14 protein-coding genes are annotated in these 21,437 nt (G+C 65.3%); 8 read left to right on the forward strand and 6 right to left on the reverse strand.

Annotated elements, in window-relative coordinates; genetic code table 11:
- Nucleotides 1-72 precede the first annotated feature (72 nt).
- Both D5S08_RS13860 and D5S08_RS13865 read right to left on the reverse strand, forming a co-directional pair.
- The gene (locus D5S08_RS13860; protein WP_241557419.1) at nt 73-672 is read right to left on the reverse strand and encodes a lytic transglycosylase domain-containing protein; all 600 of its coding nucleotides are present in this window, start codon (nt 670-672) and stop codon (nt 73-75) included.
- A 150-nt stretch (nt 673-822) separates the two neighbouring features.
- A complete protein-coding gene (locus tag D5S08_RS13865; protein WP_241557420.1) occupies nt 823-1,203 on the reverse strand; it encodes a tetratricopeptide repeat protein in 381 nt (126 codons plus the stop codon).
- Nucleotides 1,204-1,510: 307 nt separating this feature from the next.
- Between D5S08_RS13865 and D5S08_RS13870 the strand changes: the two genes are divergently transcribed.
- Nucleotides 1,511-3,001, forward strand: coding sequence for a hypothetical protein (locus D5S08_RS13870; protein ID WP_421757469.1), 1,491 nt, complete (start codon nt 1,511-1,513; stop codon nt 2,999-3,001).
- Between the two features lie 105 nt (nt 3,002-3,106).
- Nucleotides 3,107-5,821, forward strand: a complete 2,715-nt coding sequence (locus tag D5S08_RS13875) for a TonB-dependent receptor domain-containing protein (RefSeq protein ID WP_121119707.1) — start codon at nt 3,107-3,109, stop codon at nt 5,819-5,821.
- Between the two features lie 39 nt (nt 5,822-5,860).
- Here D5S08_RS13875 and D5S08_RS13880 read toward each other — a convergent pair whose 3' ends face one another.
- Nucleotides 5,861-6,538, reverse strand: a complete 678-nt coding sequence (locus tag D5S08_RS13880) for a response regulator transcription factor (protein WP_121119600.1) — start codon at nt 6,536-6,538, stop codon at nt 5,861-5,863.
- Nucleotides 6,539-6,653: 115 nt separating this feature from the next.
- On the opposite strand from D5S08_RS13880, the gene otsB reads away from it, so the two are divergent.
- From otsB to D5S08_RS13895, 3 genes are read left to right on the forward strand one after another with little or no spacing between them, the layout of a single operon-like run.
- A complete protein-coding gene (otsB, locus tag D5S08_RS13885) occupies nt 6,654-7,397 on the forward strand; it encodes a trehalose-phosphatase (RefSeq protein WP_121119602.1) in 744 nt (247 codons plus the stop codon).
- A gap of 59 nt (nt 7,398-7,456) precedes the next feature.
- Complete coding sequence (locus tag D5S08_RS13890; protein WP_121119709.1) at nt 7,457-9,202, forward strand: glycoside hydrolase family 15 protein; 1,746 nt, start codon at nt 7,457-7,459, stop codon at nt 9,200-9,202.
- Complete coding sequence (locus D5S08_RS13895; protein WP_121119604.1) at nt 9,199-10,596, forward strand: alpha,alpha-trehalose-phosphate synthase (UDP-forming); 1,398 nt, start codon at nt 9,199-9,201, stop codon at nt 10,594-10,596. The genes D5S08_RS13890 and D5S08_RS13895 overlap by 4 nt, the downstream gene beginning before the upstream one ends.
- A 7-nt stretch (nt 10,597-10,603) precedes the next feature.
- On the opposite strand, the gene D5S08_RS13900 is transcribed toward D5S08_RS13895, so the two are convergent.
- On the reverse strand, nt 10,604-11,575 hold the full coding sequence (locus tag D5S08_RS13900) for a threonine ammonia-lyase (RefSeq protein WP_121119606.1): 972 nt from the start codon (nt 11,573-11,575) through the stop codon (nt 10,604-10,606).
- A gap of 109 nt (nt 11,576-11,684) precedes the next feature.
- Between D5S08_RS13900 and D5S08_RS13905 the strand changes: the two genes are divergently transcribed.
- From D5S08_RS13905 to D5S08_RS13915, 3 genes are all read left to right on the forward strand, one after another.
- Nucleotides 11,685-12,896: a saccharopine dehydrogenase family protein gene (locus tag D5S08_RS13905; protein WP_121119608.1), complete on the forward strand. Its 1,212-nt coding sequence runs from the start codon at nt 11,685-11,687 to the stop codon at nt 12,894-12,896.
- A gap of 95 nt (nt 12,897-12,991) precedes the next feature.
- Nucleotides 12,992-13,261: a hypothetical protein gene (locus D5S08_RS13910; RefSeq protein ID WP_206610352.1), complete on the forward strand. Its 270-nt coding sequence runs from the start codon at nt 12,992-12,994 to the stop codon at nt 13,259-13,261.
- The gene (locus D5S08_RS13915; protein ID WP_121119610.1) at nt 13,261-14,439 is read left to right on the forward strand and encodes a carboxynorspermidine decarboxylase; all 1,179 of its coding nucleotides are present in this window, start codon (nt 13,261-13,263) and stop codon (nt 14,437-14,439) included. Before D5S08_RS13910 ends, D5S08_RS13915 begins: the two co-directional genes overlap by 1 nt.
- A gap of 4 nt (nt 14,440-14,443) precedes the next feature.
- Here D5S08_RS13915 and D5S08_RS13920 read toward each other — a convergent pair whose 3' ends face one another.
- Entirely contained in the window at nt 14,444-17,791 is a 3,348-nt protein-coding gene (locus D5S08_RS13920) for a DUF4450 domain-containing protein (protein ID WP_121119612.1), read from the reverse strand.
- A 101-nt stretch (nt 17,792-17,892) separates the two neighbouring features.
- A complete protein-coding gene (locus tag D5S08_RS13925) occupies nt 17,893-21,345 on the reverse strand; it encodes a TonB-dependent receptor (protein ID WP_162301984.1) in 3,453 nt (1,150 codons plus the stop codon).
- Nucleotides 21,346-21,437 lie beyond the last annotated feature (92 nt).

Here is a 21,437-nt window from a genome sequence, read left to right on the forward strand (position 1 = left end):
CCTGCGCCTGCGCGGCGACAGGCGCAAACATCGCAGCAAGGGTGGCGAGCAGGCGGGAAGGGGTGCGGTGGATCAAGGCTCACTCCGGGAATGGTCGCTGAGACGGCTCATTATGGAAGATACGTAGCTTTGCGTCTCGCGGATGCGGGGAATACCGCCGGCACGCTCCACGCGGCCCGGTCCGGCATTGTAGGCGGCCAGCGCGCGTTCGATGTCGCCGCCGAAGCGGTCGATCTGTTCGCGCAGGTAACGGGCACCGCCTTCGAGATTGGCGAAGGGATCGTCTGGGTTCACGCCCAGATCGCGGGCGGTGCCGGGCATCAGCTGCGCCAGGCCGCGCGCACCCACCGGGGAACGCGCATCCGCGCGCCAGCGGCTTTCCTGCCATACCAGCGCCTCGATCAGGGTCGGGCTGAGGTCATAGCGCTGGGCCAGTTCGGCGACCTTGGCGGCATAAAGCTGCGGCACGATGCCAGCGCGCCCGGCGAGCATCGCAACGGCATGGTCGGGAACAATGCCCGCTTCCAGGGGTACTTCGGCCAGCGGTGCTGCTGACCCCGTTGCCGGCACCAGTTCGGAGCCGCCCGTCAGCCACACGACTTCGCCCGACGCACCAATCTCCAGCACATCGGCATGTGCCGGAATGCTGGCGATCATCAGCATGGTTGCCATGGCAAAAGGTGCAGCGCGCAGAATCATTGGTGCTCCAGAAAGCGCGCCAATGCTTATGCCAGATGACAGCGGCGTGACACAACCGGCTGTGTCGACAAGCAAATTACGAGGTTTGACCGGATGGCGCACCGGCCATCCGGTCACCTAGGGTCATCGACGTGCCAGCAACGGTCGGTCAGCAAGGCCGGCCTGCGCCAGCCGCGCGGCACGGCGCGAGTCGACCCAGCGGCCATCTGCCAGTTCCAGATCGTACCGGGTGTTGCTGACCGCAGCCGCCTCGAAAGCGGTCTGCGCTTCCGCCATCCGGCCGAGGCGCAGATAGGCGCTGCCGAGATTGATCAGCAGCGCAGGGTCGCCCGGGCGGGACGCGAGTTCAGCATGGATCACGTCAAGCGCGGCTTCGGTCTGGCCGGTCGCCAGCTCCTCATATGCGACATCGCGCAACTCGGTGATCCGCAGGTCGGGCCCGGGCACGGACGTGATCGGCTGGCCCACAAGGACCGCTGCGGCAAAGAATGGGATCAGGGACATGGGCACTCTCCGATTATCGTTTCTGGAGTGATGCTACGCCCGCCGCACCCAAATGCAATGAAACCGTCACATTGTCATAAAACTGTAATTTCGTGTGATGGAGCATGCGATGATGCGCTGCAAAGAAACTGTCACAGCATGGTCGTAGGCGCCGGGCAGCGACACTGATCGCACGAATTGATTCTCGCCTTCACATGGGGGATGTGCTGTGACCTACCTGACCCGTTCGCTTGCAATTGGCTGCAGCCTGCTTGCGCTGTCTGCCTGCGGGCCTGACGAAATCGCCTCCCCCGGAAGTGGCGGGACCGTGATCATCAATCCGCCTGCAACTCCGGCGCCGTCGCCGGCTCCGACCCCCGCACCCACGCCGGGGACCGGCGTCACCCCGGCCAGTGGTTGCCCGACGATTGCCGACACGCAGGGCCTGGCGGATGAAGGCACGATCACCGGGCCGACCGGCAGCTATCGCGTCTGCTCGCTGCCGCCGCGCATCAACGCTTCCAGCCAGCTGCCCTATGTGGCTGGCGTGCTGTACCGCATGAATGGCCGGGTGGATGTCGGCACCGATGGCGGCCCGGCGGCCGACGCTTCGGACGGGCAGTCCGACACGAACGTCACACTGACGATCGATCCCGGCGTGATCATCTACTCCGCGGGCGAGAGCTTCTTGAACGTCAATCGCGGCAATCGCATCAGCGCGGTCGGCACCGCCACCCGTCCGATCATCTTCACCAGCCGTGACAATGTCGTCGGCCGCAACACCGATGCCTCGTCCGGCCAGTGGGGCGGCGTGGTGCTGAGCGGGCGCGCGCCCGTGACCGATTGCGAGGCAAGCGGCGCCGACAACGGTTCCGTCCAGTGCGAACGCCAGGTGGAAGGTGCCGCCACCCCGGCCTTCTTCGGCGGTGCAACCCCCAACGACAATTCGGGTCGCCTGAGCTACGTGCAGCTGCGCTTCTCCGGCTTTACCCTGACGGGCGGCAGCGAATTGCAGTCGCTGACGACCGGCGGGACCGGCAGCGGCACCCAGTTCGATCACATCATGAGCTTCAACAGCTCGGATGACGGGATGGAGCTGTTCGGCGGCCTGGTGAACATGAAGCACCTGATCGTGGTCGGTGCGGAAGATGATTCCATCGACACCGACACCGGCGTGAAGGCCAATCTGCAATACGTGATCGTGGCGCAGAACACGAACGTCCACGACACGATCATCGAAGCGGACTCGGCCGCCAACCGCGACTTCGTGCCGCGGCAGAACACCCGCATCGCCAACTTCACCTTCCTGACGAATGGCACGGCGATCGATGGTGGCGCCTCGCTGCGTCTGCGTGGCGGCACCGATTTCGCGCTGGTCAACGGCATCATCGTCAGCCCGCAGGACGAGTGCCTGCGACTGGAGCATGCCGAAACGGTGCAGGGCCCCAATGCGGCGCTGGACGAGCTCGGCGTGCCGATCTTCCAGTCGGTGGTCATGCAGTGCTCTTCCACCCCGTTCATCGGTTCCAGCGGCCCCAGCGCGGCTGACGTGCAGAGCATCTTCACCAGCGGCAGCTCGAACAACAGCTTCACCTACACGCCGACGCTGACAAACCTGTTCATCAATGGCGCGAACGAAAGCGCCGTGGTGGCCTCCAACCCGCAGGCGCTGAGCAGCTTCTTCGACAACACCAGCTATATCGGTGCGGTGCGCAATGCCGAGGACACCTGGTACGCCGGCTGGACCTGCAACTCGGCAACGGCCAATTTCGGCGCCAACAATACCGGACTGTGCACCAGCCTGCCGGTCTACCAGTAAGAACTGACGGTCGCGGGGCGCGCCATCCGGTCCGGGTGGCGCGCCCTGTCGCGCATGTTCCGGGCTTTCGCCCACGCTATCCTGTCTGATGAAGGTGCCTCGATCATGACCATTGGCCAGCAATTGAGCGGGTTGCTGCTGCTCACCTCCGCGCTGACCGCGCCGGCCGTTGCCTGGGCGCAGGGCACCACGGGCGATGCCAATGCCGGCATCCCCGGCAGCGTGCCGGTGCAGCAGCCGCCGCAGACGAACGGCATGCCCGGGCAGGATGAGCCGGCATTCGAAGAAACCGACATCTCCGCGCCGGGCGCCGGGGAGATCATCGTCACGGGCCGGGTCAACCGCGACCCCACCCGCAATTCGACGCAGGTCCTGTCCGTCCTGTCGGCGGAGCAGATCGCCCGCACGGGCGAAGGCGACATCGCAGGTGCGCTGGGGCGGGTGACCGGCCTGTCCGTACAGGGCAATGGCTATGTCTTCGTGCGCGGCCTTGGCGACCGGTATTCGCTGGCCATGCTGAACGGTCTGCCGCTGCCCAGCCCGGAACCGCTGAGCCGCGTGGTGCCCCTGGACATCTTCCCCACCAATGTCATCGCCTCGTCGCTGGTGCAGAAGACCTTCAGCGCCAACTATCCAGGCGAGTTCGGTGGCGGCGTCATCAACCTGACGACGCGCGCGGTGCCGGCGGAAAGCTTCCTCAGCATCGGTGGCGGGATCAGCGGCAATACTGAGACCACGGGCCAGGTCGGCTACAGCTATTTCGGGTCGGACAGCGACTGGACCGGCTTCGACGACGGATCGCGTGACCTGCCCGGCTCGCTGCAGGATTTCCTTGGCAGCGGGCAGCAGATCAACGAGGTGGACCGCCCGACGCAGCGCACGCTGCTGAAGGATCTGTCCAACGCCAACTTCACGACCCTGCAGCGGCTGAACCGCCTGCCGGTCAACTTCTCGGGCTCCATCACCGGTGGCACCAGCACCGATGTGTTCGATGGTGGGCGGCTGGGCGTGATCGCCACCGCATCGCTGAACAACAGCTGGCGCAACCGGCTGATCTCGCGCGACTTCGCGGCTGATCAGGATCTGGGGGTTCTGAGCACATCCCAGAATTACACCACGGACAATCGCGTGCTGGTCAACGGCCTGCTGGGCGTCGGCCTGGAGATCGCCGAACATCGGTTCCGCTGGACCAACCTGTTCATCCGCGACACGCTGAAGCAGTCCGTGCTGGGCATCGGGCAAGATCTCGAGAACACGCAGGACGAGGTGACGCAGGACACCTCATGGTTCGAGCGGCAGCTGCTCGACACGCAGTTCGTGGGCGAGATGGAGTTCGGCGATCTGGAGGTCGACGTTCGCGCCGGCTACGCCCAGACGCAGCGCGAGGCGCCGTTCGAATACAGCTTCTCCTATTTCCGCACGCCGGACTCGATCTATGGTGACCTGTACCGCAACACGCTGGACGGTCAGCGCAGCGACGCGACCGTCGCCTTTTCCGATCTGACCGAAGACCTCTACAGCGCGGGGCTCGATCTCAGCTACCGCCTGCTGGACGGCGTGACCGCGACGATCGGCTATGCCTATTCCAAGACGGACCGCTATTCCAGCCGGCGGGAATTCCGCTTCGCTTCCAGCAACCTGCCGGCGGCGTTCAGCCTGTTCAACCCGGCCAACCTGCTGAGCGATGCGATCATCGACTTCGGCGAGGATCCCGCCAACACGACGCCCTATCTGCTGCAGCTGATCGAGAACACGCAGGCGACGCCGGCGTTCATCGCCGGGCTGGAGGTCCACGGCGCCTATGGCCAGCTGCTGCTGCAGCCGCTGGACGGGGTGACGCTGGATGTCGGCGTGCGTTACGAGACGGCCGATCAGGATGTGCGCCCGGACACCAGCGTGTTCACCTCCGGCTCCATCGTCGATGCGTCCACCGCGCTCAGCAATGATTACTTCCTGCCGGCAGCGACCCTGACCTACGAAGTGGGCGATGGCCTGCAGGCGCGGGTCAGCGCGTCCAAGACCATCGCGCGCCCGCAATTCCGCGAGCTGATCTTCCAGCCCTATACCGACCCGGAGACCACCCGGCAGTATACCGGCAATCCGCTGCTGACGGACAGCACGCTGATCAACCTGGAAGCCCGGCTGGAATATTACATCGGCGGCGGCAGCCGGGCGACGGTGGCCGGCTTCTACAAGGATATCGACCGCCCGATCGAGGCGTACAATATCCTGGCCGACAATCGCGTGCGCACCAGCTTCGCCAATGCGCCATCCGCCAAGCTGTACGGCGCGGAGTTCGAACTGCAGTACAATCACGAGCTGATCGACCTGGGCGGTTTCTTCACCAACAAGGAAGCGCTGGTCGTCGCCAACTACACTTACACGAACTCGGAACTGAGTGTGAAGCCGGGTGACCAGACGGCGGTATTCGGTTCGTCGGTAAACGATGCTTCGCTGTATTTCCGCGATGGCGCGCCGATGACGGGGCAGTCCGACCACCTGCTGAACCTGCAGCTGGGGATCGAGGACACGGAAATGCTGCAGCAGCTCACCTTCCTGGTGAACTATGCCAGCGAGCGGGTCGTCAGCCGCAGCTACAACTTCCAGCCGGACGTGCTGGAGGATCCGGGCCTGAGCTTCGACATCGTCGCGCGGCAGGGCTTCACCGTCCGGGGCAAGGAAGTGCAGCTTAAGCTGGAGGCGCGCAACATCTTCGGGGAAGATCACGAAGAGTATCTCGACAATGGCGAGAACCGGATCGAGTTCAACACCTACGACATCGGGACGACCTTCGCCGCATCGGTCTCGGTGACCCTGTAAACGGCGAAAACGGGGCGCCCTGCTAGGCGTCCCGTCCGGTTACAGGATGTCGAGCACGTAGCCGCGACCGTGGACCGTGCGCAGCAGGCTCTGCGCGCCGGCGACCTTCAGCCCGAAGCGCAGCCGCTTGATCCACACATCTACCGTGCGCAGGTAGTCGGGATCACCCGCCTTGCCCAGCGCGGCCACCAGTTCCTGCCGGGTGAGCACGCGGTTCGGGTGTTCGACCATGAAGCGCAGCACACGGAACTCGTTGGGGCGGAGCGGTATGAGCCGACCCTGCCACGTGGCCTGCTGTCCCGCGACATTGACTTGCAGATCCCCCAGGCTGAGCTGCTGTTGCGGCGGAGTCGTGGCCGGACCGGTGTCCAGCGCCAGCACGCGATCCAGCATGGTCCGCCGGCTGAGTGGGCCTACGGCGTAATCATCCGCTCCTGCAGCCAGCGCCCGGCGGCGATCTTCCGTGCTGTCCTCCTCCAGCAGCATCGTGACATGCGCCGACTGCAGCCGGGGATCGGCCCGCAGCCGGCGGCACAGTTCCAGTCCCGACAGGTCTGGCAGCAACCAATCGATGAACAGCCACACGCTGCCGTCGATCAGTCGCACCGGCGCCGTGGAGCCCAGGGCGTGGAAGAAGTAGGTCGTTTCCCCGTGTCTGAAGGGCGGAAAGCCGGCGCAGCCGGGATCGGTGCCGTAGATACTGACCTGCTTGCCCATGTCTGTCCTGCCGCTGCCTCGTCCGCGTCGTTGCAACAGCCGTATGACCGGTCTGTGACGGAGCAGCGCTTGGCGCCCTGGTTGACCCGGGGCCAAGCGTGGCTACACGATCATTATGTTCGAACACGCAACCCTAAGTCCGCCGCCCTCCCTGCCTGACCTGTGCCGCGAGCGGCCGGTGGCGTTGTTCCTGGATTTCGATGGCACGCTGGTCGATCTGGCCCCCACGCCCGACAGTATCAGCGTGCCCGCGACGATGGCGGACGATCTCGCCACGCTGAGCGAACGGCTGGATCATCGGCTGGCGCTGGTCAGCGGGCGCGCCATTCCGGATCTGCAGCGCCATCTCGGGCCCTTGCGCGTGGCCCGGGCCGGGTCGCACGGCATTGCGCGCGAGCTGGCAGACGGGTCGGCCTTGGGCGAGATGCCCGCTGCCTTGCCGGAGGAGGCGGCAGCATCCTTGCGCACCTTTGCGGCAGAGCACGGCTTTGCGCTGGAGGAGAAGCCCCATGGCGCGGCGCTGCATTTCCGCATCGATCCCGGGCTGGAACCCGCCGGTCTGGCTTACGCGCAGCAGCTGGCCAGCGTGCATCTGCTGGAGGTCAAGCGCGGCAAGAGCGTGATCGAGCTGGTGCGGCCCGGCGTCAGCAAGGAAGGCGCCGTGCGCGCCTTCATGCAGGTGGCGCCGTTTGCGGGCGCGGTGCCGATCTTCATAGGGGACGACATAACGGACGAGGACGGCTTCCGCGCGGCGGATGATCTTGGCGGCTTCGGCATCCTGGTAGGGGATCGCACGCCCACACGCGCCCGTTATCAGTTGCCCGATACGGCCGCAGTGCACGACTGGCTTGCCCTGTGAGCGGCGGCACGCCCGCCAATCTGGAGCTGTGGCCGGTCGGCAATTGCCAGGTCTCCGGCATGATCGACGAGCGGGCCGGGCTGGTCTGGGGCTGCATCCCGCGGGTGGATGGCGATCCGGTATTCTGCGCGCTGCTGCATGGCGACAAGCCGCACCGGGGCGTGTGGCGGTTCGAGCTGGAAGGACAGGTGCGCGCCAGCCAGACCTACGAACGCAACACCCCGATCCTGGTCACCCGGCTAGAGGCGGAGGATGGCAGCGCGGTGGAGATCACCGACTTCTGTCCGCGCTTCGAACGGTCGGGGCGCATGTACCGCCCGGTTGCCTTCACACGCATCGTGCGGCCGGTGGCAGGCGTGCCGCGGCTGAAGATCACGATGGCCCCGCTGCACAGTCATGGGGCTGGGGAGCCGGGCACCACCAGCGGCAGCAATCACATCCGCTACCTGCTGGGCGAGGAGGCCATGCGCCTCTCGACGGACGCCCCCGTAGGCTATGTTCAGGCGGGCAAGACCTACCGCGTAGAGAGCGACCAGCATTTCTTCCTGGGGCCCGACGAGCCGTTCGTCGGCAATCTGCGGGCCGAACTGCGCCACATGGAGGAGCAGACCCGCAAGTACTGGCGCCTGTGGGTGCGCGGGCTGGCGACGCCGTTCGAATGGCAGGACGAGGTCATCCGCTGCGCCATCACGCTGAAGCTGTGCCAGCACGAGGAGACAGGCGCCATCGTCGCGGCGCTGACCACCTCCATCCCGGAGGCACCGGGATCGCAGCGCAACTGGGATTACCGGTTCTGCTGGATCCGCGACTCCTACTACACGGTGCAGGCGCTCAACCGCCTCGGTGCGCTGGACGTGCTGGAGAAGTATCTCGGCTATCTGCGCAACATCGTTGACGATGCGCGCGGCGGGCAGATCCAGCCGCTCTACTCGGTGATGGGTGTCGCCGAACTGACGGAGAACGTCGCACCCGATCTGTCTGGCTATCGCGGCATGGGGCCGGTGCGGATCGGCAATGCAGCCTACCATCAGGTGCAGCACGATTGCTACGGCCAGATCGTGTTGCCCACGGTGCAGGCCTTTTTCGACCAGCGCCTGTTGCGCATGGCGGACGACCGTGATTTCGCCCGGCTGGAGCAGGTGGGCGAGATGGCGTGGAAGATGCACGACCAGCCCGACGCCGGACTGTGGGAATTTCGCACGCGGGAGGAGGTCCACACCTATTCCGCGGTGATGTGCTGGGCCGCCTGCGACCGGTTGCGCAATGCCGCGGAGCGGCTGGGCAAGCCGAACCGGGCAAGTTTCTGGCAGGACCGGGCGGACGCGATCCGAGCCCGGATCGACCGCGATGCCTGGGTGCCCGACACGGACGAGCGTGACGGCTTCTACAAGGCGAGTTTCGAGAGCGAGTATCTGGATGCCAGCTTGCTGCAGATGCTGGAGCTGCGTTTTCTGGAGGCGGACGATCCACGTTTCGCCAGCACGATCGACGCGGTCGAGCGCGACCTGCGCCGGGGCGAGCACATGCTGCGCTACCAGAAGGAGGACGACTTCGGTCCGCCCGAAACCGCTTTCAACATCTGCACCTTCTGGCTGATCGACGCACTGGCGCGGATGGGCCGGAATGGCGAGGCGCGCGAACTGTTCGTGACGATGCTGGGCCATCGGACCCGGTCGGGGCTGCTGTCGGAGGACATGGACTTCGTAACCGGGGAGCTGTGGGGGAACTTCCCGCAGACCTATTCGCTGGTCGGGGTGATCAATTGTGCTGGTCTGCTGTCAAAGAACTGGAACACTGTCCGTTGAGCCGTCTTGTCGTAATTTCGAACCGCGTCGCAGTCCCGAAGGCGCGGGGGGCGGCTGGCGCGCAGGGCGGCCTTGCCGGCGCGTTGAATTCGGCATTGAAACAGAATGGCGGGATCTGGTTCGGCTGGTCCGGGCAGGAAACCGACACCTTCACCGGCAACATCAATGTGCAGCGGTCCGAAGGTGTCACCACCGCCACGATCGACCTGGAACAGGCGGATGTCGAAGAATATTACAACGGCTATGCCAATTCGACGCTGTGGCCGCTGTTCCATTACCGCATCGACCTGACGGAGTACGAACAGGAGTTCGGCCGTGGTTACGAGCGGGTCAATGAACGCTTTGCCGAAAGCGTGCTGCCGCTGATCGAGCCGGAAGACACGGTATGGGTGCATGATTATCACCTGATGCCCTTGGGCGAGCGGCTGCGGTCGCGCGGGGTGAAGAACCGGATCGGTTTCTTCCTCCACATTCCGTGGCCGCCGACGCGGCTGTTCGTCTCCCTGCCGTTCCACGAACGGCTGGTGCGGGCGATGCTGCATTATGACCTGATCGGCTTCCAGACGAGTGAATGGCTGGAAAGCTTCATCCATTATTGCGAGCGCGAGCTTGGCGCGGTGGTCGATCATGATGCCTGCGTGATCGAGCTCGACGGCCGCCGGACGGTGGCCAAGGCCTATCCGATCGGTGTCGATTACGATCACTTCATGGCGCAGGGCCAGACGATGGCCGCGAAGACCGCCTATCGTCGGCTGGCCGATTCCTCCCGCACCCGCACCGCGATGATCGGGGTCGACCGGCTGGATTATTCCAAGGGCCTGCCCGAGCGGATGGACGGGATCGGCCGCTTTTTCGACACCTACCCGGAACGGGTGAAGGATCTGCTGTTCATCCAGATCGCGCCGCCCAGCCGGGAGGATATCGGATCCTACCAGAAGATCCGCACTACGCTGGAACAGAAGACCGGGCAGATCAACGGCGCGCGCAGCGATGTCGATCTGGTGCCGATCCGCTACGTGAACCGGGGTTACAGCACGGCGGAGCTGTTCGGCTTCTATCGCGCGGCCAAGATCGGGTTGGTGACCCCGCTGCGTGACGGCATGAACCTGGTGGCGAAGGAGTATGTGGCGGCGCAGGATCCGGAGGATCCGGGCGTGCTGGTCCTGTCGCGGTTCGCAGGCGCGGCCTTGCAGATGGGCGAGGCGCTGCTGGTCAACCCGTACAGCCCGGATGACGTGGCGCACAATATCCGTCTGGCATTGGACATGTCGCTGGCGGAGCGCAAGGCTCGGTGGGAGCAGCTGATCGTCACCGTGCGCGACGACAATGTGCTGCGCTGGACCGAGAACTTCATCAACGATTTGGAAGGTGTATCCCCGCAGGCGGACGGCTGAAGCGGTTTCAGCCGACGCTGGCGAGCACCTTCGCGAAGCTGGCCGCATCGGTATTGCCGCCTGACAGGATCAGCGCGGTGCGCCCGTCCAGCGGCACCCGGCCGGCCAGCGCCGCCGCTAGCGCAATCGCGCCGCCGGGTTCCAGCACCAGTCGCAATTCGGCGAAGGCATAACGCTGCGCGGCGCGCACCTCGGCTTCGCTGACGGTGGTGGCAGTGACGCGATCACGCAGCACGGCGAAGTTGACCGGCCAGGTCGCCGGCGTCTGCAGCGCATCGCAGGAGGTGGGCGGCGCATCGGTCGCCACGCGCTGGATGGAGCCGGCCGCCAGGCTGCGCCCGACATCGTCCCACCCCACAGGCTCGACCGCGACAATCTGAGCATCCGGGCAGGCCAGCGCCAGACCTGCGGCCAATCCGCCGCCGCCGCAAGGCGTGATGATGCGGGTCGGCCCGACGCCCGCCAGCGCCTCCATCTGCAGGGCCAGTTCCACGCCGACGCTGCCTTGCCCCTCGATCACCCACGGATCGCCAAAGGCATGGACCAGCGTGGCGCCACGTTCCGCCGCCAAAGCTTGCGAGATGGCGTCCCGATCCTGGGTCGCGCGATCGTAAGTGACGACCTCCGCCCCGAGCTCCCTCACGCGGGCCAGCTTCACCCGCGGGGCATCCGCCGGCATGACGATCGCCGCCTGCATCCCCAGCCGCCGGGCCGCCCATGCGACGCCCTGCGCATGGTTGCCGCTGGAGACCCCGACCACGCCCCGCACGCGTTCCTCCGCGCTCAGGTCCGACAGGCGGTGCCACGCCCCACGGATCTTGAACACGCCGATCGGCTGCAGGCACTCGGCCTTGGCCCAGACCTGCAGGTTGCCGATGGTGAAGGGCAGCAACGGGGTGGGCGGGAGGATCGCGGCGACCTTCTCCGCCGCGCGCAGCACGCCGGCCTGTGTCGGAGTTCTGACCGGGGCGACACTCATCTTGCTCCTCCTGCGCTTTTCCGTAAACGGGCGCCATCATCGCGCTGGCACCGGCGACCGGGCCCAAGCGTTAGGCGCGTAAGCACGCATTTTCGAGATGGGAGTATCCATGTCCACAATCCTGGTGATCGGCGCAGGTGGGGTGAGTTCGGTTGCAGTCCACAAGATGGCCATGAACCCCGGCATCTTCAGCGCGATCCATCTGGCCAGCCGCACGAGATCCAAGTGCGATGCGATCGCCGCGAGCGTGAAAGAGCGCACGGGGCAGGACGTCGCGACGTATGAGATCGACGCGGAAGAGGTGCCGGCGATGGTCAATTTGATCCGTCGCGTGCAGCCCAAGCTGGTCGTCAATCTGGCGCTGCCATACCAGGATCTGCCGATCATGGATGCCTGCCTGGACGCGGGTGTCGACTACTTGGACACGGCCAATTATGAGCCCAAGGATCAGGCCAAGTTCGAATATCACTGGCAGTGGGCATATCACGACCGGTTCAAGGACGCGGCGATCATGGCGCTGCTGGGCAGCGGATTCGACCCCGGTGTGACGAGCGTGTTCACCATGTGGCTAAAGAAGCACAAGCTGAAGACCATCCAACGGCTGGACATCCTGGACTGCAATGGCGGCGATCACGGGCAGAGCTTCGCCACCAACTTCAATCCGGAAATCAACATCCGAGAAGTGACCGCGCCGGCCCGCCATTGGGAAAATGGCGAGTGGGTCGAGACCCCGGCGATGAGCGTGAAGCAGGGCTTCGACTTCGAAGGCGTCGGCCCCAAGAACATGTACCTGATGTACCACGAGGAGCTGGAAAGCCTGGCCCGCTTCGTGCCGGAGCTGGAGCGGGCGCGGTTCTGGATGACCTTCGGAGACGAGTACATCAAGCACCTGACCGTGCTGCAGAATGTCGGCATGACCCGCATCGATCCGGTCATGTATGAAGGCCGCCCGATCGTGCCGCTGCAGTTCCTGAAGGCCGTGCTGCCGGAGCCTTCCAGCCTGGGATCCACGACCAAGGGCAAGACCAATATCGGCGTGATCGCCACGGGCGAGGCGCTGGACGGTTCGGGAGAGCAGACCTTCTACATCAAGAATATCTGCGACCACGAGGACGCCTTTGCCGAAACCGGCAACCAGGCGGTCAGCTACACCACCGGCGTGCCGGCGATGATCGGCAGCGCCATGGTGCTGACCGGCGCGTGGAAGGGCGACGGCGTGTTCAACATGGAGGAGTTCGATCCCGATCCCTTCATGGACATGCTGAACAGCCAGGGCCTGCCCTGGACCGTGGAGCAGATGTCCGCTCCGGTGGAGTTCTGACGGTGCGCATCATGCTCATGGCAGGTTTGGCCGTCTTGGCCGCTTGCGCACCCGTGCCGGCGGAGCAGTCGGCACCGGTCGGCCCGAACTCAACCATGGCAGACAACGCTGCAGCTGAATGCCGTGCGCTTGGCGGAGTGGTGGAGCGGCGCGGCCGCCTGCAAGCCGAACTGTGCGTGCGGCCCTTCGCCGATGCGGGAAAGACCTGCACCGATGGCGACCAGTGCGCCGGCGATTGCGTGACCGAAACGGCGCATCAGGATGGCGCGCCGGTTACCGGGCAGTGCCAGGCGGATGACCGTCCGTTCGGCTGTTTCGCCAAGGTGGAAAATGGCCGGGCGACCGGCGGGATCTGTATCGACTGATGGAAACCAGAGCCGGCGATCCGGGCGCCTTTGCCCAATTCGACCTGAGCCGGGTGGACAGCCCGGCCTTCGTCATCGACGCGGCGAAGCTGCGCGCCAATTTGCAGATGCTGGCGGACGTGCGCGACGCTGCCGGCATCAAGGTGCTGGCGGCGCTGAAGGCGTTCTCCATGTGGTCGGTTGCGCCGATCATCGGGGAATATCTGGACGGCGTCTGCACGTCCGGCTTGTGGGAGGCGCGGCTCGCTTCGGAGTTCTACGATGGCGAGATCGCAACCTACTGCGCCGCCTACAAGCCGGAGGACCTGCCGGAAATCTGCCGGCTGTCGGACCATGTGATCTTCAATTCGCCCGCGCAGCTCGAACGCGCCAGCCTGATCCTGGACGATGCCCGCGTGCGCGGCGGGAACTTCGATATTGGCCTGCGCATCAACCCGCTGCATGCCGAAGGCGAGGTGCCGCGTTACGATCCGTGTGCGCCGCACAGCCGCCTGGGTTGGCCGGTCGACCAGCTGACCGAGGAGCACATGGCGCTGGTGGACGGCATCCACCTGCACACCTTGTGCGAACAGGATCTGGAGCCGCTGAAGCGGACCTGGGACAAGCTGTTCGACCATCTGGAGCCCTATTTCGGGCAGATCAAATGGCTGAACTTCGGCGGCGGCCATCACATCACCCGCGCCGATTACCAGCGCGAGGAGCTGGTCGAGTTCCTGCGTGACGTGAAGGAGGATACCGGAGCCGAGATCTACCTGGAGCCGGGCGAGGCGGTGGCGCTGGATGCCGGCATCCTGGTCGGCACGGTGCTGGACACGCACTGGAACGCCATGCCGCTGGCCATCACGGACGTTTCCGCCACCTGCCACATGCCCGACGTGATCGAGGCGCCATACCGCCCGGCCATGCTGGGCGAGGTGGAAGACGGGCAGGGTGATCCGGTTCGGCTGGGCGGCCCGTCCTGCCTGGCGGGTGACGTGATCGGCGATTATCGCCTGCCGGTGCCGGCGCAGCCGGGTGCGCGCTTCGCCTTCCTGGATCAGGCGCATTACTCGATGGTCAAGACCACCACCTTCAACGGCGTGCCGCTGCCCTCCATCTGGCTGTGGGACAGCGAGACGGATGCGCTCGAATGCATCAAGCGCTTCGAGTACGAGGATTTCCGCAATCGGCTGAGCTGACGCGCTACGGACCGCTGTCGATCGTGGCGGCGAGCAGGCCGATGACCACCTCGTTCGCACGGGCGCGGACCGTAAGCGATTGGAGGGTGCGCGCCGGGTCGAGTTCGAGGCCGAGCACGGTTGCGGACCCGCCCTCGATCCTCGCTTCGGGCCCGGTGCCCGCACCCGCTTCGCCGCCCTGCCGCACGCGGGCCGTCGCCAGATCGACGCGCAAGGGACGGGGGCCGGGAACTCGGAACTGGTAGTCGTCGGGCAGGTAGTCCCGCTCGATCGGCCACCAGGTTGTGGGATTGTGCAGCGCCAGCCGAGTAGTGGTGCAGTCGGTATAAGTGACGACCACCTCGCCATTGTCGATCCGGCTTTGCATGGCATTGGTGGTTCCGGCCATCAGCAGCCGCAGGAATTGGCCGCTGCCGGACAGGGGCAGGGTAACCTCGTCCGGGTAGTTATCCCACTTCGATACGAACAGCGCATTGTCGCGGTCGGCGGGCAGGGCGAAGCGGCCGCCATCGGGCAGGGTGAACCAGCCATCGCCGGCGCGAGACGCCTGCCGCAACCCGCTATCGTCAATTGTGGCAGAGGCATTCACGTGCCCCGCCCAGGCGCCAAGCCCCTGCGAGGGCAGCGCCAACGAAGCGAAGGGCGAACGGGGGCTGACATACTTGCCCGGCGCGAAGATGTTGGTGACCGCGTCGTTGTAGGACTGGGCCAGCTCCACCGCGCGCTGCGACCCGGTCGGCGCCGCGTCAACCAGCGTCGGGAAGGTGGCCTCTTGCATGGCGGGGCCGACCGGCGCCCACCAGCGCATGGCGCCCTGCTGCCATTCGGCAAAGCGTGTGCCGGTGCCATTGGGCTGGGCGATCGGGTCGCCGGCCCAGCGCACGACCAGTTCCGCCTCCGCGCCCAGCAGTGCGTCAATCAGGATCGCCGGCGTGCCCACAGCTTCGGTGTCCACACGCCATTGCACCGGCTTGCCGGCCAGGGTGACGGAAGCGACCTGATCGGATCGCGCAGGCAGGCGCAGGTGCAGTTGCGCGAAGCGATCACCGGTCTGGGTGATGCTCCACCGCTCCTCCGCTCCAGTGCGGCGGAAGGTGAAGGACAGATCGGGGTGGTGCAGTTCCGCATGGTCCCATTCCGCCGGCAGGCCGGGCTGTATGGTCAGGTTGCGGGCCAGCGCGTCCGGCTGCAGCCCGAACAGCCCTTCCACCATCGTCCGCGCCATCACGCCCGACCCATCGGCAAAGTCGCGCTGCGCCTCCCGGCGATAGACGTCGAGATAGTTCATGGAACCGACATTGCCGGGGCTGATCCCCATGAACATGCTGGCAAGCAGCGCACTGCGGGCCAGGGTATAGGCCTCCTCCGCCCGGCCGGCCTGCCACAGGCCCAATGCGGTATGCAGGTTCTCCCCCATGACCACATTGTTCACCGACCAGGTGTAGGGCATCCAGGTGCTGCTGGCATAGAGGCCGTGGCGGCGATCCTGCGGCACGCCCGGACCTCCCACCGGCAGCAGCGGCATGGTGCGCCCGATCGCCTCCGCCATGCGCCATGCCTCCTGCCGGTCCGGCACGCCGGAATCCAGCACGTGGTAGAAGCTCCACAGCCCGGCCGCCGGATGTGCGGCCTGCTCACCCAGCCAGTCGCGATATTCGGCGAATTGCCCTCGCTCAGGCAGCCACAGATGCGCGCGCATCCCCTGTCCGATCGCTTCCGCCTCCGCCTCGTACGGCGCCGCATCCTCGCCCAGCGCGCGGGCGAGGCGCGCCGCCTGCCGGTTGTGGAACAGGTTGTAGGCGGAGGCATAGGCGACGCCGCCGCCATTGTAGCCGATATCGTCGCTGGCCCAGATCTGGGCATAGGCTTCGTACAGCGGCAGCCCGTCAGGGCCGAACGGGCGGCGGAACAGCCGCCTCTCCCACGCAAGGTGGCGCTGGATGGCGGGCCAGGCCTCCCGCGCAAAGTCCAGATCACCGGTCCAGGCGATGTGCCGGAACAGCGCATCCACGAACACGGCATTCATGTCGTAATGCGCGTTCGCCAGGTCGCCATTGGAATGCAGCGCGGTCTCGTTCCGGGCAAGGTTGCTGTCGCTGTCCGCCGGCGGGATCACATCGGGAATCGGGTCGGTGTTCTGGCGCGGCAGCCAGGCGCGGAAATTAGCGCGCGCGCGATCGTGCCAGCCGAGCGCATCGAGCGAATAGGGCCCACGCCAGCCGACGAGCTTCGTCCGCCACGCCACCGCGCCGTGCATGATCGCCGATTGCGGGCCGTCCCATACCGCGTCCGCCGCGACGTTCAGCGCAGCCGCAGCTGCGTTCAGCCACGAATCGGGAGTGACGATCCGTACCTGCCCGCGCAATGCCGCGAAATGCGCGCGGGCGTCGGCCAGAACCTGCGGCAAGGCATTCGCCGCATAGCGCCGGGCCAGAGGCGGCAGCGGCGCAGGGGCCCGCCGGTCGGCGCTGACCTCGGCATAGGTGGTGAGATCGGCATTGGCTGCCGGCGCATAGGCGGTGCGCTGCAGGACCAGATAGCCGCCTTCGCCGCCCAGTTGCAGGCTGCCGGTCATCACAGGCCGATCCGGCTCATCCGCGGTGCCGGCGAACAAGGCGGCAGGTGTGTCCCACGCCTCGCCGGGCGCCGTGCCGGTGACGCTGCCTTGCAGCAGCGTGCCGGTGATCGTGCCGGGCTTGCCCGTCAGGGTGAAGCCGCTTTCCAGCAACCCGACGGAATTGTCCTGGGCGAAGGCGGGCTGGAAGCCGAACCATTCGCTGATCGGCACCTTCTCCGTCCCGATATCGCCGTCACGCGTGCCGCGCTGGCCATTGATCCCGCCAAAGGCCCAGGCAAGCTGTACACCGCCGGCAAGGCCCTGGCCCCTGGCATGGATCGCCAGCCCTTCGGTCTCGGCGAGGGCCACGGCCACCAGCTCGATCGCGCCCGTGCCCAGACGGGGGTCTGTGATACGGTACGTCAGTTCGCCCGGGCGGTAATGGGTGGTGATCGCCGCCGCGTCATGCAGCCACCAATGCGTGCCGTCCGCCAGCCGCACGGCGAAGCGCAGATTGCCGCCGCGCCCCGGCAGGTAAAGCACGAACTCCGGCCGGTCCCCGCCATCCACGCGGAAGGCGGTGTTGCCCCCGTAAAGCGGGCGGTTGTAGCGTTCTGTCCCGTTCTCGATCCTGAAGGCGTCGCCATCGGGCGTGTAGCGTACCGGGCGGGCCAGCTCGCCTTCCCGGTTGGGCGTGACGCCGCCGGTTGCGACGAGTGTCTGCGCCAGCGCCGGGCGGGGCAGGGCAGACGTCAGGGCCAGCGCGCTTGCCAGCAAGATGAACGGGCGGGTCATGTCCGTACTCCTCGACCAATAGGGTGCCGGCACAAAAGCCAGTGAAAAGAACGCCCGACCTCCCTGAAGAGGCCGGGCGAAGTGTCCTCGGGGAGGAGGAGCTAGAGGTCGGCGATGATGCCGAAATAAAAGGTGCGGCCGCTGAACAGCGAGTCATACATGTACGGTGTTCCGCCACCAATGACGCGGAACTGGTCGGGCACGTACTTCTCGATGGATGTGTTCAGAAGGTTCTTGCCTTCCACGAACAGCTGCAGCTTCGGCAAGATGGCGTAAGATGCGCGGGCATCGAGGTTCTCGGTACCGTTCTTGTAAACGGGCGAGATGTACTTGAAGTAGCTCGCAGCCGTTGATCCATCGAGATCCGCGGACGAAGGTATGCGGTTGCGTCCATCTGCGTTTGTCTGATCGTAGAAGAGATCGCGGCGCTGATAGGCAACACGGGCGTTGAGCTTCCCGTCATCGTACCAAAGGTTGACGTTGTAGTAGTACTTCGACTGAGACCGCGGCGGGAGGGCGATGCCGGTGAACAGATCGGTTTCCCGCGTGTCCTCGTTCGACTCTGTGTAGGAATAGTTGAAGCCGCCGCCGAGATACTGAAGCGGTCCCGGCAGGAAGGTGAACGCGGTTCGACCAGCAATCTCGAAGCCGCGCTGGGTAAGCCCGCCCGGACCGTCACGAAAAGTATCCACCAGATAGGCAGCATCGTCGAGCTCGTATCCATCGGTCTGGAAGTTCTCGGGCCGGCCGGTCTTTACCGCGATCTGGTAGATTGCTGCGGTCAGCTGGGTGTCGCCGTTCGGATACCATTCGAGCGACAGGTTCTGCGTGGTCGCGCCGTAGCCTGCCAGTTCCGGGTTGCCGATCCGGCCCGAGCAGCGATTGACGAAGTTGGCCAGCAGATTGCCGGATTCGCCCTCGTCATCATTGCTGGGATCATCGTCCTGGATGCGCCCGGGGAAATTGGCGTTGAAGTCCTGCAGTTCCTCCAACAGACCCGGCGCGACGATGGCGCAGTTGGACACGCTTGCGCCGGTCAGCTGCTCCATGCTGGGACGTGCACGCTGCTTGGCGATGGAATAGCGCAGACCAAGTACGTCCTCGATTGGCCATGCCGCAAGGTTGAAGCTGGGCAGGAAGTCGTCGCTGGTACGGCTGACAGAACCAACATCGCGTCGGAGCAGAGCGGTGCTTACGACATATGCAGGCAGACCGTCCGCTGCGGTGATGCGCGTTGCCGTGCGGTTCGAGAAGTCTATGACCGGTGCGGCATCCACCTTCACGCGCTGGTAGCGTATACCAGCATTGCCTTCGAACAAGACACCGAACGGTCGCACGGCAAAGTCCGCCATGATGTAGGCTGACGATGTGATCTCGTCCGTGTGGTAGGGTGGCCGTTCGTAGGTGTTTCCATCGGAAGCGATGCATTCGTAGACGCAGCTGAGATTGTGATCGCTGGTGTCCGCGACTTCGCCCAGGCGATCAAAGAATGTCTTGGCGTCGATCGTACCCCATACAGGAAAACCGTCATCCCGCTTGCCACCCGGCATGGTGATCAGGGCTGCGTCGATCAGGCTGCGGTACTGATCGACAGTAAGCGTGTGGAGCTTGTACAGGCGGTCCGCCGTGGTGTTGAAGTTGGCTGGCGTGATTGCGCGCGGCACGGAGCCGAAGACGCAAGGATTGCCGGCAGCCGCCGCGATCGCCGGGTCGCAGGCGCGGATCTGGTCAAGGCTGCGGGCGCGTGACAGGACCGTGCCAGGCTCGATGATGTAGCCGGTTTCATTGTAGTTGTCGGTTTCGCGTGCGCGGTGCTGGACGCCCGCCTTGATACGGGTCAGCGGGCCGAAATCTTCGAAAAACCGTTCGACATCCAGCTGGTAGTTCCATTCCGCATTGCGATTCGCCGCCGGGATGTAGTCGAGTTGCGGGCTGGAACTATATCCGGTGGCGCCGATCACGGGGTAGTAGGAAGCCGGATCGAACAGGTCGACGCCGGGCGTATCGATAGTCCACAGGCCGGTTTCGGAATTGACCCGGTAATTGGCCTGCTCGATCGGCGCGTAGAACTGGAACGCCAGATCCTCGCGCTCGAACTTGGCGAGACTGTACTGGACGCGAGCTTTGGCGGTCCAGGATCCGGATTGAAAGTCGATCCCGGCCTGCGTGTAGTACTGCTGGATGTCACGCTCGATATCGCGAACCTGCGTGGTGACGCTAGGGTCGGTAACGTAACCCAGACCCGTGCCGCGGACGACGTCGTAGGCTGTGACGTAATGGTTCTCGTTTACCGTGACGTTGCGGATCGTGGAAGTGGCGAGCTGGCCGGCGGCATTGGTCGTGCCAACAGGTTCGGTTACACTCCAATTGTAATCTTGCGAGCTCACTTTGCGAAAGTTGGGGTTGTAGGAGACGAAGGCTACGAAGTCGTCATTCACCTCCCAATCCACGCGCGCCTGGAGCGAGAACCGGTCCTCTCCGCGGATCTGGCGACCGGGCCGGACGAAGGAAGGCACGAAGTCCTCCCATTGAGCATAGCAGTTGAGGCGGCTGTTGACGCCGGTGGTAGGCAGCGCGGCGCATCCCGCCTTGTCGGTGACTGCCGCCGCCGCGGGATCGAACGGAGTGGTGAAGCTCTTCTCCGGCGAGTTGTCCAGATCGCCCAATGGTATGTAGCCGACCCGTGAGCGAGACACGCGGGAGTAGTCGAACCCGAACTCCTGCTTCTCGTAAGTGCCGTTGATGATGACGCCGACACGGTCATCGAAGAATTTCTGCGTCGCGATGGCGTTGATGCGCGGCATGAACGCTTCGCTCAGCGTGTTGTAGCCCGTCTGAAGGTTCAGGCGGTACAGCGGCTCCTTGAAATCGAGGCCGCTTCGCTGTTCGATACGCACAGTGCCGCCGACGCCACCCGGTGTCATGTCGGCCGTCTGACCTTTGATCACGTCGACGCTCTTGATGAGGTCGGACGAAAGCTCCCCCACCGATGCCGCCCGCCCGCCGCCATCGCCATTTGCTGACAGCGTTGTCATCCCATCCACTTCGATGCGGATCAGATCGGCAGACTGGCCACGGATAGTAAAGCCGCCCTGTTCGCCGGAATCGCCAACGTCCAGTGCGACGCCGGCGATGCGGGCGATGGCCTCCGCCGCGTTCTTGTCGGGGAACTGGCCGATATCGTCCGCCACGATCGAGTCCTGCGCGGTGCGCGCGGTGCGTTTGCGTGTGATCGCCGACTGTTCTGCCTGCCGGACGCCGGTAACCAGGATCTCGTCACCCCCGCCTGCGCGCTGGACAGGCTGGTTGCCTTCTTGCGGAAGCGGGCCGGAAACGGTCTCGTTCGCGGGGACGGTGCTGTTGGCCACCCCCGGGCCGGCAACGGCCGAAGTCTGGGCCGTGGGAGTGTTGCCATTGGTGGGCGAGGTCGCCTGATTGCTGACGGGTACGCTCTGCTGTTGCGGCGCATTCTGGGCATGCGCGGCGTGTCCGCCACCTGTAACGGCCAGCGCCAGCAGCGAGATGGCCGATTGCGTGCGGACCTTGCGCAACACCGAACCGCGCGGCGATCGCCTTCCGCCTGTCGTCTTCAGGATACGCGTCCCTGCGCGCGCACCAAGCCCCTCGTGCATCATCCGCTCCTCAT

The organism is Croceibacterium ferulae (assembly GCF_003660445.1).
GTDB lineage: Bacteria > Pseudomonadota > Alphaproteobacteria > Sphingomonadales > Sphingomonadaceae > Croceibacterium > Croceibacterium ferulae.